The organism is Pseudomonas sp. TWR1-1-3, assembly GCF_049896805.1.
Classification (GTDB): Bacteria; Pseudomonadota; Gammaproteobacteria; order Pseudomonadales; family Pseudomonadaceae; genus Aquipseudomonas; species Aquipseudomonas bubulae.
The window spans coordinates 864463-879997 of the sequence record NZ_JAFCUZ010000002.1; the positions used below are offsets into that span (position 1 = coordinate 864463).

At 57.9% G+C, this 15535-nt stretch carries 17 protein-coding genes; 2 read left to right on the forward strand and 15 right to left on the reverse strand.

Annotation, left to right across the window (positions count from 1 at the left end):
* Nucleotides 1-96: 96 nt before the first annotated feature.
* Genes thiO through pilV form a run of 5 tightly spaced genes read right to left on the reverse strand, consistent with a single transcriptional unit; the run spans nucleotide 97 to nucleotide 3118 of the window.
* A complete protein-coding gene (gene thiO, locus ACP7BE_RS11490; RefSeq protein ID WP_094999339.1) occupies nucleotides 97-1197 on the reverse strand; it encodes a glycine oxidase ThiO in 1101 nt (366 codons plus the stop codon).
* A 33-nt stretch (nucleotides 1198-1230) separates the two neighbouring features.
* Complete coding sequence (locus tag ACP7BE_RS11495; RefSeq protein WP_095018373.1) at nucleotides 1231-1632, reverse strand: type IV pilin protein; 402 nt, start codon at nucleotides 1630-1632, stop codon at nucleotides 1231-1233.
* Between the two features lie 10 nt (nucleotides 1633-1642).
* Entirely contained in the window at nucleotides 1643-2185 is a 543-nt protein-coding gene (locus ACP7BE_RS11500; RefSeq protein WP_426105891.1) for a pilus assembly PilX family protein, read from the reverse strand.
* Between the two features lie 10 nt (nucleotides 2186-2195).
* On the reverse strand, nucleotides 2196-2879 hold the full coding sequence (locus ACP7BE_RS11505; RefSeq protein WP_150628294.1) for a PilW family protein: 684 nt from the start codon (nucleotides 2877-2879) through the stop codon (nucleotides 2196-2198).
* Nucleotides 2876-3118, reverse strand: coding sequence for a type IV pilus modification protein PilV (gene pilV, locus ACP7BE_RS11510; protein WP_094999343.1), 243 nt, complete (start codon nucleotides 3116-3118; stop codon nucleotides 2876-2878). The genes ACP7BE_RS11505 and pilV overlap by 4 nt, the downstream gene beginning before the upstream one ends.
* Nucleotides 3119-3352: 234 nt before the next feature.
* On the opposite strand from pilV, the gene ACP7BE_RS11515 reads away from it, so the two are divergent.
* Nucleotides 3353-3874: a GspH/FimT family pseudopilin gene (locus ACP7BE_RS11515; RefSeq protein ID WP_426105893.1), complete on the forward strand. Its 522-nt coding sequence runs from the start codon at nucleotides 3353-3355 to the stop codon at nucleotides 3872-3874.
* Here ACP7BE_RS11515 and ispH read toward each other — a convergent pair.
* The 6 genes from ispH to murJ all read right to left on the reverse strand — a co-directional run bounded on the left by ispH (nucleotide 3871) and on the right by murJ (nucleotide 11260).
* Nucleotides 3871-4818 carry a 4-hydroxy-3-methylbut-2-enyl diphosphate reductase gene (gene ispH, locus ACP7BE_RS11520; RefSeq protein WP_094999344.1) on the reverse strand — a complete coding sequence of 316 codons (948 nt, stop codon included), beginning with the start codon at nucleotides 4816-4818 and terminating at the stop codon, nucleotides 3871-3873. The two genes, ACP7BE_RS11515 and ispH, sit on opposite strands and share 4 nt — an antisense overlap.
* Nucleotides 4819-4883: 65 nt before the next feature.
* The gene (fkpB, locus tag ACP7BE_RS11525; RefSeq protein ID WP_086795845.1) at nucleotides 4884-5321 is read right to left on the reverse strand and encodes an FKBP-type peptidyl-prolyl cis-trans isomerase; all 438 of its coding nucleotides are present in this window, start codon (nucleotides 5319-5321) and stop codon (nucleotides 4884-4886) included.
* Nucleotides 5314-5832, reverse strand: a complete 519-nt coding sequence (gene lspA, locus ACP7BE_RS11530) for a signal peptidase II (RefSeq protein WP_094999345.1) — start codon at nucleotides 5830-5832, stop codon at nucleotides 5314-5316. The genes fkpB and lspA overlap by 8 nt, the downstream gene beginning before the upstream one ends.
* Entirely contained in the window at nucleotides 5825-8656 is a 2832-nt protein-coding gene (ileS, locus tag ACP7BE_RS11535) for an isoleucine--tRNA ligase (RefSeq protein WP_094999346.1), read from the reverse strand. Before ileS ends, lspA begins: the two co-directional genes overlap by 8 nt.
* A complete protein-coding gene (gene ribF / locus ACP7BE_RS11540) occupies nucleotides 8653-9603 on the reverse strand; it encodes a bifunctional riboflavin kinase/FAD synthetase (RefSeq protein WP_094999347.1) in 951 nt (316 codons plus the stop codon). The genes ileS and ribF overlap by 4 nt, the downstream gene beginning before the upstream one ends.
* Nucleotides 9604-9721: 118 nt before the next feature.
* Nucleotides 9722-11260 (reverse strand): murein biosynthesis integral membrane protein MurJ, encoded by a 1539-nt coding sequence (gene murJ / locus ACP7BE_RS11545; RefSeq protein WP_426105897.1) that lies wholly within the window; start codon nucleotides 11258-11260, stop codon nucleotides 9722-9724.
* 250 nt (nucleotides 11261-11510) lie between these two features.
* Here murJ and rpsT point away from each other — a divergent pair, with 250 nt between their 5' ends.
* Complete coding sequence (gene rpsT / locus ACP7BE_RS11550; RefSeq protein ID WP_003443902.1) at nucleotides 11511-11789, forward strand: 30S ribosomal protein S20; 279 nt, start codon at nucleotides 11511-11513, stop codon at nucleotides 11787-11789.
* Between the two features lie 323 nt (nucleotides 11790-12112).
* Here rpsT and ACP7BE_RS11555 read toward each other — a convergent pair whose 3' ends face one another.
* From ACP7BE_RS11555 to rpmA, 4 genes are all read right to left on the reverse strand, one after another.
* Nucleotides 12113-12574 (reverse strand): CreA family protein, encoded by a 462-nt coding sequence (locus ACP7BE_RS11555; protein ID WP_094999349.1) that lies wholly within the window; start codon nucleotides 12572-12574, stop codon nucleotides 12113-12115.
* A 14-nt stretch (nucleotides 12575-12588) separates the two neighbouring features.
* The gene (gene proB, locus ACP7BE_RS11560; RefSeq protein WP_019824017.1) at nucleotides 12589-13707 is read right to left on the reverse strand and encodes a glutamate 5-kinase; all 1119 of its coding nucleotides are present in this window, start codon (nucleotides 13705-13707) and stop codon (nucleotides 12589-12591) included.
* Nucleotides 13708-13830: 123 nt separating this feature from the next.
* Nucleotides 13831-15057: an Obg family GTPase CgtA gene (gene cgtA / locus ACP7BE_RS11565; protein ID WP_094999350.1), complete on the reverse strand. Its 1227-nt coding sequence runs from the start codon at nucleotides 15055-15057 to the stop codon at nucleotides 13831-13833.
* Nucleotides 15058-15254: 197 nt separating this feature from the next.
* The gene (rpmA, locus tag ACP7BE_RS11570; protein ID WP_003443913.1) at nucleotides 15255-15530 is read right to left on the reverse strand and encodes a 50S ribosomal protein L27; all 276 of its coding nucleotides are present in this window, start codon (nucleotides 15528-15530) and stop codon (nucleotides 15255-15257) included.
* Between the last annotated feature and the right edge of the window lie 5 nt (nucleotides 15531-15535).

The following is a 15535-nucleotide window of genomic DNA, read 5'->3' on the forward strand; positions in this document are numbered from 1 at the left end:
CTGCTCGCGAAGGTCGTTCGCGAGCAGGCTCGCTCCCACAATAGGGCTTGATCTACAACAGAGTATCGACAGAAATCCCTCTGTGTTTGTAGCCGCTTAAATCCGCCCCTCTGGCGCATAAGGCGTCGGGTCGATAATCGGCTCACGCCCCAGCAGCAAGTCCGCGAATAATTGGCAGGACGCCGGTGCCAATACCAGACCGTTGCGATAGTGCCCGCAGTTGAGCCACAGACCATCAAAACCTGACACCCGCCCAATATACGGAATGCCCTCGGGCGAACCTGGCCGTAGCCCGGCCCAGTGCCCCACCACTTGCGCATCGGCCAGGGCCGGGATCAATTCGACTGCCGAAGCCTTGAGGCTCTCAAGGGCCGTAAGGGTCGGGGTTTTATCAAAGCCTTCATGCTCCAGCGTGCTACCGATCAGGATATGACCATCGCGGCGGGGAATGGCATAACGCCCTTTTGCCAGCACCATGCACGACAAAAAGTCAGATGCGCATTTGTACAGGATCATCTGCCCCTTGACCGGCTCCACAGGCAACTCCAGCCCCAGCCCGCTCAACAACTCACCGCTCCAGGCCCCCGCCGACAACACCACCTCATCGCCGCGGATCTCACCCCGGGCCGTATTGACCCCGCAAACTCTTTCGCCTTCGCGAACAAAACCGAGCACCTCGCACTGCTCATGCACAGTGACATTCGGCATCGCCTGCAGTGCAGCCTTCAGCGATTTCACCAACCGCGGATTCCGCACATTGGCCACATTAGCCATATAAATTGCGTGTGCATAACCACCGCCCAGCACGGGCACGGCATCATGGACTGCCGACATATCGACCGCCCCCAGAGGTCGCCCTTCGCGCCCGGCCCACTCCAGCGCCTGAGCCTCATCGTCCAGGTCCAGCCAGTACAGCCCGGTGGTGTGTACTTCAGGATCAATACCCGTCGAAGCAAACAGACGCTCGGCCAATTGCGGATAAAAGTCCTGAGACCAGTGCGCCAGGGCCGTTACAGCACAGTTATAGCGCCACGGATAAAGCGGCGAAACAATACCGCCGCCGGCCCAGGAGGACTCCTGGCCCGCCCCGCCACGCTCCAGCACAATCACCTGCTCTACATCAGCCGCCAGATTAAACGCAGTCAGCAGGCCTATGACACCGCCCCCGACAATCACCACCCGTTGCTGCCTAGCCATCTGTTAATCCAGCCCGTCATTCAAAATCAATCGTTAGCGCCCCCAACACTGCTGCAGTGTCAGGCCAGGGGCGGCCTGGGTTATCGTTGCCATACCGGTGTGAGCCAGCGTAAAGCTCCCGCACGAATCCCCCGCCATTGCCGAACCTTGTTTGGGCGTCGCCTTCAGCCAGTAGCCGTGGTCGACGAGATCGGCACTGATGTCGTAGTGCTGATTGCCTGAACTAAGGTCTTTCATACCGCTATATACCGCGTTCTTTGTGTAAAAGCGCTCAAGACTTTGGGCTTGCTCCGTCAACAGGACAACAACTTGAGAGCGGTAAGCCCGCTTTACATAATCGCCGTACAACGGATAAACGAATGCGCCAAGGATACCGGTGATCACCACGACGATCATCAGTTCGATCAGGGTAAAACCTGCTGCATACCTGTACATTTCGTGCGTCCTATTGCAGCTGTCGCCACATGACCCGGTGAAAACCCCTGGCAACACGCTCTTGCGAAGCGTTATCCGGCCCTTGATAACGCGCATAAATACTCTCCAGTACGGTGCGCGACTGCCCGTGCCAGCCAATACCGGTAACTCGATACAAACGGGTAGTGGTGGTCACTGGCAAATGGGCTGGCGTAATGCTTGGCCCAAGGTTCTGAACACCATACAGCCCGTTCGCAACGCTTACCCAACGTACCCCGGAGGCCGGATCGATGCCTGGCACAGCCTGAGTACGCGCCTCTGGGGGCGGGTTACAGCTTGCTGGCGAAGTGCAAGGCAATACCCTGCCCCATTGGATCTGAAGCCAGGCCTCCCCGCTGCCAAGCGCCGCTTCTGCGGCCTGAAATGAGTGGTTGGCATGTTGAACGCCTGCAGACATTTTTTCCTGAAGGGTCGCACTGACCATTGCAGCCATCCCGATCAGGCTCAGCAACAGCATGAAAACCAGGCTGACCAGCAGTGCCATGCCGCGCTGACAAATCAATGGCAAAGGCATGATGCGTGCCCTAAGCCAGCCGGTTACGCAAAGCGATTTCCAACTGATAGACCTGGTCCTTGACCCGCCCGGCGCGGTCTCGCAATGTCAGGCCGATACGGATGCTGCGCAGGCTGGAACCATTGACCAGACGACTCTCATAACGCAGCACGGAGTGCGAACCTGCCGTCCCGGCCACGCCAAAACTCACGTCAAAGGCAGCCACATTATCGAGCAGGACCGCTTTATTGGGCCCGATCTTTAACTGCCCGTGCTCATGACGGTAAAACAATTCACGCACGGGAAATGCCGTTTCACCGGGAGCCAAAAACGACCTTGCCCCGGGATAGGCCCGGGCGAAACTTGTGCAGTCCGAGACCACAGTCCAGTCAGGCTTGGCAGCCTGAAGCGCCACGTCCGAACTGATCATGCGCAACACCCCCCTCTGCCAGGAGACCGGTGTTTTAAAAACAGAGGGCGCATCAACAATACGATCGACTGACAGGCAGCCAAACATGCCCGCCATGCGAATCTCCCGAGCCAGTTTACTCAGCACATAACGCGCATCCTCCTGCAGCCTTGCCGACGACCGCTGGCTTAAGTAAGCCTCGCGGCTGCTTGAGAAAATCTGCGTCATGCCCAGCACTACCAGCATTCCCAGCGCCAGAGCCACCATCAGCTCGATCAGGCCAAAACCTGAACGGGGATTGCTCATGATGACCCGGCCCCGGCATGACCGCTCGACAAGGGGTGGACGACCTCCGCGCGCATCTGATCCAGCCTGCTGTAGGCAATAAAACTGTCCTGGGTGCTTATCAGCGCGCTTGCCGTATGTTTCAAGGCATTGAGTTGCATAGCAGCAGAGCCCATCAGGCTGATAAACAGAATCAACAGCGCGATAAGCACTTCGATCAAGCTCATCCCGTCTTGTCGACTTTTAACTAATCGAGGCATCCGAATCGTCCATATCAGAGGGTTCGACGGCACGCCCTGTGCCGCCCAGACAAAAGCCTAGCCTCCCCCGCTGCTCTGCACGGCAGGACGAAGCCAAGCAAACCAGCCGGATTTTTCGCCTGACTTCGTAAGCTGTTAACGGTCAGAAAACATGATGAAACCATTGCCGTGAACCTGTAGTGCCAGAGTTCGCTATACAGAGAAAACACACTTGAACCGTCCAGGGAGGACGCTATGCATCAACGTGGCATGAGTCTGATCCAGCTGCTACTGACGCTGACGATCGTGGCGCTTACGGCCCGTTTTGCCAGCCCGGCCTATAGCGCCCTTGTCGAGCATCATCAGCGCCAGATCACTGCCGAACAACTGGCCAGCAGCCTGCGCAATGCACGCGCACAAGCACTGCTACGCCAACAATTTGTGGTGGTTTATCCGTACGAAGAAGATTGGAGCCGAGGCTGGAGGACGATTCTGGACTTGAGCGGCCAAGGCCATCTGGACAAGGGCAACCCGGTGCTGGTCGAGTCACAGGGCAGTGGGCGCATACCCATTGCGGGCAATACATCGGTTAAACGGTATGTGCGCTTCAACCCGCTGGGCGAGCCACAACTGGTTGGAGGCGCCTTTCAAGCCGGGACACTGCATGTTTGTCAGGCAAGGACTGCACAGAGCCACTATCAAGTGGTGCTGGCCAAGAGCGGGCGCATCAGCCTGCGCAGCGATAAAACTGCACAGGCCTTATGCAGGCACGCTTAGGTAATGGCGCGAACGCGCAACTCTTTGGGCATGGAGAACGTAACATTCTCTTCACGGCCGGCCAGCTCGTCGGCACCGGTTGCGCCCCAGGCATGCAGCTGTTGAATCACGCCACGTACCAGTACCTCTGGGGCCGATGCACCGGCGGTGATACCGATGCTATTTACGCCGTCGAACCAGCTTTTTTGCAGGTCTTCAGCACCGTCGATCAGGTAGGCGGGGGTCTGCATACGCTCCGCCAGTTCGCGCAGGCGGTTGGAGTTGGAGCTGTTCGGGCTGCCCACTACCAACACGACATCGCACTCATCAGCCAGTTGCTTGACCGCATCCTGACGGTTTTGCGTGGCATAGCAGATATCGTCCTTGCGCGGTCCGCCAATGGCCGGGAAGCGCGAACGCAGGGCGTCGATCACACGGCTGGTGTCGTCCATCGACAAGGTTGTCTGGGTTACAAAGGCCAGTTTTTCCGGGTCTTTGACCTGCAGGTTCGCAACATCCTTTTCATCTTCGACCAGGTAGATCGCGCCACCATTACTGGCGTCGTACTGGCCCATGGTGCCTTCGACTTCCGGGTGACCGGCATGGCCAATCAAAATGCACTCACGGCCATCACGGCTATAGCGCGCGACCTCGATATGCACCTTGGTCACCAGCGGGCAGGTCGCGTCGAACACCTTGAGACCACGCCCGGCAGCCTCTGTACGCACGGCCTGGGAAACGCCGTGGGCACTGAATATCACAATGACGTCGTCCGGCACCTGATCCAGCTCTTCGACGAAAATAGCGCCACGGGAACGCAGGTCTTCAACGACAAATTTGTTGTGCACCACTTCGTGGCGAACATAGATAGGCGGACCGAAAACTTCCAGAGCACGATTGACGATTTCAATCGCACGGTCCACCCCGGCGCAGAAGCCACGGGGGTTGGCGAGTTTGATATGCATGCTGGGCCTCGTGGGACGCGCAGAAAAATAATGCCAATCAGGCCCGGCCGCAGCCGGGCACTGGATTACAGCGCTTGAACGTCTTTGATTTCCACGTCGAAGGTCAGGGTTTTACCTGCCAGCGGATGGTTGAAATCAATGGTGACTTGCTCGTCATCGAACTCTTTGACCACACCCGGAAGCTCGGTATTGGCCGCATCGTTGAAGATCACCAGCAAACCTTGCGACAACTCCATGTCCTTGAACTGCGAACGCGGAATGATCTGCACATTTTGCGGATTAGGCTGGCCAAAGGCGTTTTCCGGAAGAATCTCCAGTGTGCGCTTGTCACCCGCCTTGAAACCGAACAAAGCCGCTTCAAACCCTGGCAGCAAGCTGCCATCACCCACCTTGAAGGTGGCCGGGGATTTATCGAAGGTGCTGTCAACGGTGTCGCCATTTTCCAGACGCAAAGCAAAATGCAGAGTGACCTGCGTGTTCTGACCAATACGCTGCTCAGTCATGAGCGGGTTCCTCGGGCTTTTTACTTTTGAACATATCCAGCGCCAGCATCACGGCACCTACGCAAATCGCACTGTCGGCGAAGTTGAACGCAGGGAAGTACCAGCGATTTTGCCAATGCACCAGAATAAAATCGACCACATGACCGTAGACAATACGGTCATACAGATTGCCCAGTGCGCCGCCCAGAATCAGGGCAAGGGCAATGGCCAACCAGGTGTCATTGCGCCCCAGACGCTTGAGCCAGACCACCAGCACGGCACTGACCACGACCGCGATCAGGGCAAACAGCCAGCGCTGCCAGCCGGCACTGTCCGCCAGGAAGCTGAAGGCCGCACCGGTGTTGTAAGCCAGGGTCCAGCTGAACAGGTCGGGAATCACCACAATCTGCTGGTACATCTGCAGCGAATTGTCGAAGTAGACCTTGCTGGTCAGGTCAATGACCAGGACCAGCACAGTCAACCAGAGCCAGCCCAGGCGCCCGAAGCGCCCGGTAGTGCTGGTATTAGGCATAGTGACGTACCTCACCAGCGCCGCTGATATTGTCTACACAACGACCGCAGATTTCAGGGTGCTCGGGGTTAACGCCGACGTCTTCACGGCAGTGCCAGCAACGGGCGCACTTGGCATGGGCCGACTTGACCACCTTGAGTTTGAGGCCAGCCACTTCGGTAACCACGGCATCTGCTGGAGCCTGCGCAAAAGGCGCAACGCTGGCAGTGGAGGTGATCAACACGAAACGCAGCTCGTTGCTCAACTTGGACAAATCAGCAGCCAGCTGATCTTCGGCGAACAAGGTCACTTCTGCTTGCAAGTTACCGCCAATGGCCTTGGCTGCGCGCAAGTTTTCCATTTCCTTGTTGACCGCAACCTTGACCGCCATGATTCGCTCCCAGTAGGCGCGATCCAGTTCGGTGCCTTCCGGCAGTTCAGTCAGGCCTTCGTACCAGGTGTTGAGCATCACCGATTCGTTGCGCTCGCCCGGCAGGTACTGCCACAACTCATCAGCGGTGAACGCCAGGATCGGAGCGATCCAGCGCACCAGCGCTTCAGAGATGTGGAACAGCGCGGTCTGGCACGAACGGCGAGCCTTGCTGTTGGCGCCGGTGGTGTACTGGCGGTCCTTGATGATGTCGAGATAGAAACCGCCCAGCTCCTGAACGCAGAAGTTGTGCACCTTGGAGTACACGTTCCAGAAACGGTATTCGCCGTAATGCAGCTCCAGCTCACGTTGCAGCAGCAACGCACGATCCACCGCCCAGCGGTCCAGTGCCAGCATTTCTTCGGCAGGCAGGATGTCGGTGGCTGGATTGAAACCGGTCAGGTTCGACAGCAGGAAGCGTGCGGTATTGCGGATACGTCGGTAGGCGTCCGCACTGCGCTGCAGGATCTGGTCGGAAACCGCGATTTCGCCCGAGTAGTCGGTCGAGGCAACCCACAGACGCATGATGTCGGCGCCCAGGGTGTCGTTGACCTTTTGCGGTGCAATCACGTTGCCCAGCGACTTGGACATCTTGCGGCCCGCTTCGTCCACGGTAAAACCGTGGGTCAGCAGCTCGCGGTACGGCGCGTGGTTGTCGATGGCGCAACCCGTCAGCAACGACGAGTGGAACCAGCCACGGTGCTGGTCGGAGCCTTCAAGGTAGAGATCAGCGCGTGGGCCGGTTTCATGACCCATCGGGTGCGAACCGCGAAGGACATGCCAGTGCGTGGTGCCCGAATCGAACCAGACGTCGAGGGTATCGCTGATCTTGTCGTACAGCGGCGCTTCGTCGCCCAGCAGCTCGGCAGCATCCAGCTTGAACCACGCCTCGATGCCTTCGACTTCAACGCGCTTGGCCACTTCTTCCATCATTTCGACGGTGCGCGGGTGCAGCTCGCCGCTTTCCTTGTTCAGGAAAAACGGGATCGGCACGCCCCAGTTGCGTTGACGCGAGATGCACCAGTCCGGGCGGTTGGCGATCATCGAGTGCAGGCGCGCCTGACCCCAGGCCGGAACGAACTGGGTGTCTTCGATCGCTTGCAGCGCACGGGTGCGCAAGGTATCGCCATCAGTCGGCTGCTTGTCCATACCGATAAACCACTGGGCGGTGGCACGGTAGATCAGCGGCGTCTTGTGGCGCCAGCAGTGCATATAGCTGTGGCTGATGGTCTCGGTGAACATCAGCGAACCGACTTCGATCAGCTTGTCGATGATGTTCTGGTTGGCCTTCCAGATGAACTGGCCACCGAAGAACTCCAGCGACGGCACGTAAACGCCATTGCTTTGCACCGGGTTGATGATGTCGTCGTTGACCATGCCATAGGCTTTGCAGGTCACGAAGTCGTCTACGCCGTAGGCTGGAGCCGAGTGAACCACACCAGTGCCAGCACCCAGCTCAACGTAGTCGGCCAGATAAACAGGCGACAGACGGTCATAGAACGGGTGACGGAAGTTGATCAGTTCAAGCGCTGAGCCAGTGGTGGTGGCGATGACCGAACCCTGCAGGTTGTAACGCGCCAGACTCGATTCGACCAGTTCTTCAGCCAGTACCAGCAACTTGTCGCCCACGTCGACCAGCGCGTAGGTGAATTCCGGGTGTACGTTAAGCGCCTGGTTGGCCGGAATGGTCCACGGGGTGGTGGTCCAGATCACGATCGAAGCAGGTTTGCTCAGTGCCGCCAGGCCAAAGGCCTCGGCCAGCTTGGCCTCGTCGGCAACCGGGAAGGCAACGTCGATGGCCGCAGACTTCTTGTCCTGGTATTCAACTTCAGCTTCAGCCAGGGCCGAACCGCAATCGAAGCACCAGTTCACCGGCTTGAGGCCCTTGAACACAAAACCGCCCTTGACGATCTCAGCCAAAGCACGGATTTCACCGGCTTCGTTTTTGAAGTCCATGGTTTTGTACGGGTTGGCGAAATCACCCAGCACACCCAGACGGATGAACTCGGATTTCTGCCCCTCGATCTGCTCGGTGGCGTAGGCACGGCACAGCTCGCGGGTTTTATCCGCGCTCAGGTTTTTACCGTGGGTCACTTCGACCTTGTGTTCAATCGGCAAACCATGGCAATCCCAGCCCGGCACATACGGCGCGTCAAAACCCGACAGGGTCTTGGAGCGGATGATCATGTCTTTCAGAATCTTGTTCAGCGCATGACCGATATGGATAGTGCCGTTGGCGTACGGAGGACCGTCGTGAAGTACGAACTTCGGACGATCCTTGCCAATCTCGCGCAACTTCCCGTACAGGCCAATGCTGTCCCAGCGCTGCAAAATTTGCGGTTCGCGCTGTGGCAGGCCGGCCTTCATTGGGAAGGCGGTGTCCGGGAGGTTTAGCGTGGCTTTGTAGTCGGTCATTTCAGGCTCTTTTTAAGCGGTTGACCCAGCCAAAAGGCTCGGGCGGCGGCGACGTCCGCATTGATCGCCGTCTTGAGCGCCTCCAGGGAGGCGAAACGCTGCTCATCACGCAGCTTGTGGTGGAATGCCACGTTCAAACGCCGACCATACAGATCGCCGGCGAAATCCAACAGATGTACTTCAAGATGGGCGCTGCCATCCCCTGCTACGGTTGGCCGCACGCCGATATTGGCGACGCCGGGCCAGGTTTTACCGTCGATCTCGACGCTGGCCAGGTACACCCCGGTCAACGGCACACGACGACGCTTGAGCTGGATATTGGCGGTCGGCGTGCCCAACTGGCGCGCCAGTTTTTGCCCGTGCAATACCCGGCCAGCGATTTGAAAAGGGCGCCCCAGCAAACGCTCTGCCAGGGAGAAGTCGGCACTGGCCAGAGCATCACGCACCTTGGTGCTGCTGATGCGTACGCCATCAAGCTCAACCGTTTGCGCCGCCTCGACGGTGAAACCCTGCATCTGGCCAGCCTGCTGCAAAAAGTCAAAATCGCCGACGCGATCGCAGCCAAAACGGAAGTCGTCACCGACCTCCAGATGCTGCACGCCCAGGCCGTCGACCAGAATGGTATCGACGAATTCGGCGGCGCTGAGCTTGCACAGACGTTGATTGAACGCCAGGCACAGCACCCGGTCGACTCCGGCGTCTGCCAGCAGTTGCAGCTTGTCGCGCAACCGGGCCAGACGTGCAGGAGCCGTATCCGGGGCGAAGAATTCGCGCGGCTGCGGCTCGAAAATCACCACGCAGCTGGGCACGCCCAACTCCAGTGCACGCTCACGCAGCCGGCCCAGGATAGCCTGGTGACCACGGTGTACACCGTCAAAGTTGCCAATAGTGGCGACACAGCCCCGATGCTGGGGCCGCAGATTGTGAAGGCCTAGAACCAGCTGCATAACGCGCTTCTTGCTCATAAAGTGGTCGATTATAACCACACCCGGCCCAGTACGACAGGCAACAGCGCAAGGCAAATCGGGTCAATTCGACAAAATCGACGTCTGACCCGTCATTAGCTTACATAAGTGACTTGCGGGCGAAATCCTTCAAACGCAGCCCCAACAGCAGCAGCATACCGAAATACGCCAGCACGCCCGCGACAACCAAGCCGCCCAGACGAATAAAGCGCTCCAGCATATTGCCGTGATCCCAGGCCGGCATCATGTGCATCAAGCCCAGCAATACCGCCGACATCACGGCTACGGCCAGCACCAGCTTGAACAGGTATTTGGTCCAGCCCGGCTGGGCGACAAACAGCTTTTGCCGGCGCAACTGCCAGAACAGCAGCCCGGCATTGATACAGGCGCCTACGCTGATGGCCAACGCCAGCCCCGCATGCTGCAACGGAACGATAAAGACCAGGTTGAGCAACTGCGTCACCACCAGGGTGAATACCGCTATTTTGACTGGCGTGCGAATGTTTTGCTGTGCATAAAAGCCTGGCGCCAACACCTTGATAATGATGATTCCGAGCAGGCCCAGCGAATAAGCGATCAATGCACGCTGGGTCATGGCCGCATCCAGCGCCGTGAACTGGCCGTACTGGAATAGCGAAACGGTAAGCGGCTCGGACAGGATGGCCAGCGCCAGGGAACATGGAAGCACCAGCACAAAACACAGGCGCAAGCCCCAGTCGAGAATACGCGAATACTCCTGACGGTCTTTGTTGGCGTAGGTCTTGGACAGGGTTGGCAGCAGGATGGTGCCCAGCGCCACCCCCAGCACTCCTGAAGGCAACTCCATTAGACGGTCCGCGTAGTACATCCATGACACCGATCCAGCCACAAGGAATGAGGCAAATATCGTATTGATGATCAGAGAGATCTGACTGACCGAGACCCCAAGGATGGCTGGCAGCATCTGTTTCATCACCCGCCACACGCCGGTATCGCGCAAATTGAGCCTTGGCAGCACCAGCATGCCGATCTTTTTCAGGTGTGGCAGTTGAAACAGCAACTGCGCCAGACCACCCACCAGCACGGCCCAGCCCAGAGCCATCACCGGCGGATCGAAATACGGCGTCAGGAACAACGCAAACACAATCATGCTGACGTTAAGCAGGGTCGGCACAAAGGCCGGCACCGCAAAACGGTTCCAGGTATTGAGGATCGCCCCCGCCAGGGATGACAGCGAGATCAGCAGGATATAAGGGAAGGTGACCCGCAGCATGTCGCTGGTGAGCTCGAATTTTTCAGGGGTCGTGGCGAACCCCGGGGCCGTTGCCCAGATGACCCAGGGGGCCGCCACCATGCCCAGCACGGTGACAATGGCCAGCACCAGGGTCAAAAGCCCGGCGACATAAGCGACAAAAGTGCGGGTCGCCTCCTCGCCCTGCTGGCTTTTGTACTCAGCCAGAATCGGCACAAAGGCCTGGGAAAAAGCGCCCTCGGCGAAGATCCTGCGCAGCAGGTTTGGCAGTTTGAAGGCAATAAAGAATGCATCCGTGGCCATTCCGGCACCGAAGGCACGGGCAATAATGGTGTCGCGAATGAAGCCCAGAACCCTGGAAATCATGGTGATTGAGCTGACGGCAGCCAACGACTTGAGCAAATTCATTGAAAGAGTTTTTGCCTATAGAGAAAGAGCAGGCGAACAAAGCGCCCACTTATGCGATACTGCGCGCCGCAACAGCACAGAGCCAAGCTCGCGAGTTTACAGGTCAAGCGCCGGAAATAAATATCCCGTCTGCCTCGATCCACCACTCAGCGGATCGCATCAAACGCCCTTGACAAGAGTTCTCGTCATCGGCATGATTCGCGGCCTATTTTGTTTGTTATTTCCCAAAAGTCTTTCGAGGAGCTCGACGGTGGCCAACACACCTTCCGCCAAAAAACGTGCAAAACAGGCTGAGAAGCGTCGCAGCCACAACGCCAGCCTGCGTTCCATGGTTCGTACCTACATCAAGAATGTAGTTAAAGCCATCGACGCAAAAGACGCTGCTAAAGCGCAAGCTGCTTATGTTCTGGCTGTTCCTGTTATCGACCGTATGGCCGATAAAGGTATCATCCACAAGAACAAAGCTGCTCGCCATAAGAGCCGCCTGAATGGCCACGTCAAGGCGTTGAACCTTGCGACTGCTGCTTAAGCGATAAGCTTTTTAAAAAACCGACCTTAGGGTCGGTTTTTTATTGCCTGCGATTTGATCAGCGTACGAAAAACCCTGTAGATACTCTGCGACAGACCTGGCCCACCTGCCAGCGGGCGCGACGACGCGACAATTCAGAGCCCAGCGCAATCAAAAGCCCCTCACCCCAACCCTCCCCCAAGGGAGAGGGAGCTGATCAACTGAGATCTTGAGGGTGCGCGCAGTCAGCCCCCTCTCCCTCCTGGAGAGGGACGAAGAAGCTACAAAGTGGCGAAAAAACGGCAAAAAAAAGCCGCGACAAGCGCGGCTTTTCTTGAGCAACGTTACTCGTGCGGCCACGGCAAAATCGGGATTGCCGTTACGGCATTCTGCGGACTGCCTTCGATCAAGCGGTCGCTGTACACCAGATACACCAGCGTATTACGCTTTTTATCTAGGAAACGCACCACCTGCATGGTCTTGAAGACCAGCGAAGTCCGCTCCTTGAACACCTCATCACCCTCTTTCAGGTCACCCTTGAAGCTGATCGGCCCGGTCTGACGGCAGGCAATCGACGCCTCGGCGCGATCTTCAGCCAAACCCAGACCACCTTTCATGCCACCCGTCTTGGCACGAGAAAGGTAGCAAGTCACGCCATCTACCTTGGGATCATCGAATGCTTCTACGACGATACGGTCATTAGGCCCGACAAATTTGAAGACCGTCGACACCGAGCCAATTTCTTCCGCCGAGGCCATTAGCGGCATCGCCAACATCAAACCCAATAAACCGCCAATCAAGCGCATACCACACCTCAAATTCAAACCAGAATCAGGTTATCGCGATGAACCAGCTCAGGTTCCGCCATATAACCCAACAAGCCGACAATCGCATCCGACGATTGCCCGATAATTTTTTGCGCCTCGGCAGCACTGTAGTTGGCCAGGCCACGAGCGATCTCCCGCCCGTCCGGCGCGACGCACACCACCATCTCGCCACGACGGAAACCGCCCTGAACCGCCTTGACCCCTACAGGCAACAGGCTTTTATTGCCCTTGGACAAGGCCGCCACAGCGCCTTCATCCAGCACCAGCGTGCCACGGGTCTGCAAGTGTCCGGCCAGCCACTGCTTGCGCGCAGCCAGCAGGCCACGCTCCGGGGACAGCAGGGTACCCAGTCGCTCGCCCGCCTTGAGACGATCCAGCACCCGCTCCAGACGCCCACCCACAATGATCGTGTGCGCACCGGAACGCGCCGCCAGGCGCGCCGCACGCAACTTGGTCTGCATGCCGCCACGCCCCAACGCACCACCGGTACCGCCTGCCACTGCATCCAGCGCCGGATCATCGGCACGCGCCTCGTAGATCATCTTGGCATCAGGATTGTTGCGCGGATCAGCATCAAACATACCGTCGCGATCGGTCAGGATCACCAGCAGATCAGCCTCGACCAGATTAGCCACCAACGCGGCCAGCGTATCGTTGTCACCGAAGCGGATTTCGTCCGTGACCACCGTGTCATTTTCATTGATGACCGGGATCACGCCCAATTCCACCAGCGCACGCAGGGTGCTGCGGGCATTGAGGTAGCGTTTGCGATCAGACAGATCGTCATGGGTCAGCAGGATCTGCGCGGTATGCCGGGAATGCTCGGCAAAGCTCGACTCCCAGGCCTGCACCAACCCCATCTGACCAATAGCCGCAGCAGCTTGCAGCTCGTGCATGGCACTCGGTCGCACCGTCCAGCCCAAGCGGCTCATTCCGGCCGCAACCGCACCCGAAGACACCAGCACCAGCTCTACGCCAGCCTCGTGCAACGCCACCATCTGTTCAACCCAAACGCCCATCGCCGCGCGATCCAGGCCCTTGCCATCCGCTGTCAGCAACGCGCTGCCGATCTTCACGACCCAGCGCTGCGCACCCGTCACCTTGCTCCGCATCATCATCCAACCTATGCCTGAGAGCAGCGCGACCGAGCGCCACCCATGGAATTATTTTTGATTACCAAATCGTAGATGCTAAAACGCCGCTCATTGAGCGGCGCTGTAGTTTACTGCAACGAATCAGTCGCGGACGTAAATGATTTCCGGACCATCTTCATCATCAACATCTTCTTCGTCCCAGTCATCTTCACCGATGTCATGGACGCTCTTCACGCCGCTGCGACGCAGGGCACGCTTGTCATCCAGCGCCTGCAACTGCGCACGCGCTTCATCTTCGATACGCTGATCCAGCTCGGCCAACTCTTGCTTGTAGGCAGGGTCAGCAGCCAGACGATCAGCACGATCTTCCAGATAACGCATGATGTCGTGGCACAGCTTTTCGGTACCGATCTTGGCAATGGCCGAGATCACGTAAACCGGGCCAGTCCACTCGAGGCGATCAACCACTTCCTTGACGCGCGCTTCGTGCTCGTCTTGTGGCAGCGAATCGCACTTGTTCAGCACCAGCCAACGATCACGCTCAGCCAGCGACGGGCTGAACTTGGTCAGTTCGTTAACGATGACTTCCGCGGTATCAGCAGCGCTCTCGCTACCCTCAACCGGCGCCATGTCAACGAGGTGCAACAACAGACGGGTACGCGCCAGGTGCTTGAGGAAACGGATCCCCAGGCCAGCACCATCGGAAGCCCCTTCGATCAGACCCGGAATATCGGCGATCACAAAGCTCTTCCAGCGATCCACGCTGACCACACCCAGGTTTGGCACCAGGGTGGTGAACGGATAATCCGCCACTTTTGGCTTGGCCGCAGACACCGAACGAATAAAGGTACTTTTACCGGCATTCGGCAAGCCCAACAGGCCAACGTCAGCCAACACCTTCAACTCCAGCTTCAGGTCACGCTGCTCACCCGGCTTACCCGGCGTGGTCTGGCGTGGCGCACGGTTGGTACTGGATTTGAATCGGGTATTACCCAGACCGTGCCAACCGCCATGCACCACCAGCAAACGCTGGCCGGCCTTGGTCAGGTCGCCAATGATTTCCTGGGTGCCAGCGTCGATCACGGTAGTGCCGACCGGAACACGCAGCTCCAGATCCTCACCCTTGCGACCGGTGCAATCCGTACTGCCGCCATTCGAGCCACGCTGGGCGTCAAAGTGACGGGTGTAACGGTAGTCAACCAGGGTGTTGAGGTTTTCGTCGGCGACCATGTAGATCGAGCCGCCATCACCGCCATCACCACCGTTTGGCCCACCGTTTTCGATGAACTTCTCACGACGGAAACTCATGCAACCGTTACCACCGTCGCCTGCTTTTACTTTGATCGATACTTCATCTACAAACTTCATAACAAAACGCGCCTCTCGTCATCAGGACGAGCCGATAAAAACCAAGACATAAGACTCTTGCAAAAATGAGCGCAGCGACCTCAATCAACGACCGTTAAATCCAGCGCCAGCAGCCCATACAAACAGTTTTGCAAGAGACTCACCCCACAAACGAAAAAGCCCCGTCGCAAGACAGGGCTCTTCCAGCTACCAAGCTATTACGCCGCGACGACTGCAGTCTTCGGAACGATGCTTACATAGCGACGACCGAAGGCGCCTTTAACCTGGAACTTGATCACGCCTTCCACTTTCGCGAACAGGGTGTGATCTTTGCCCATACCAACGCCGTAGCCAGCGTGGAATTGGGTGCCGCGCTGACGCACGATGATGTTGCCCGGAATGATAGCCTGGCCGCCATACATCTTCACGCCAAGGCGTTTGGCTTCTGAGTCGCGACCGTTACGGGTACTACCACCAGCTTTTTTGTGTGCCATGAGTC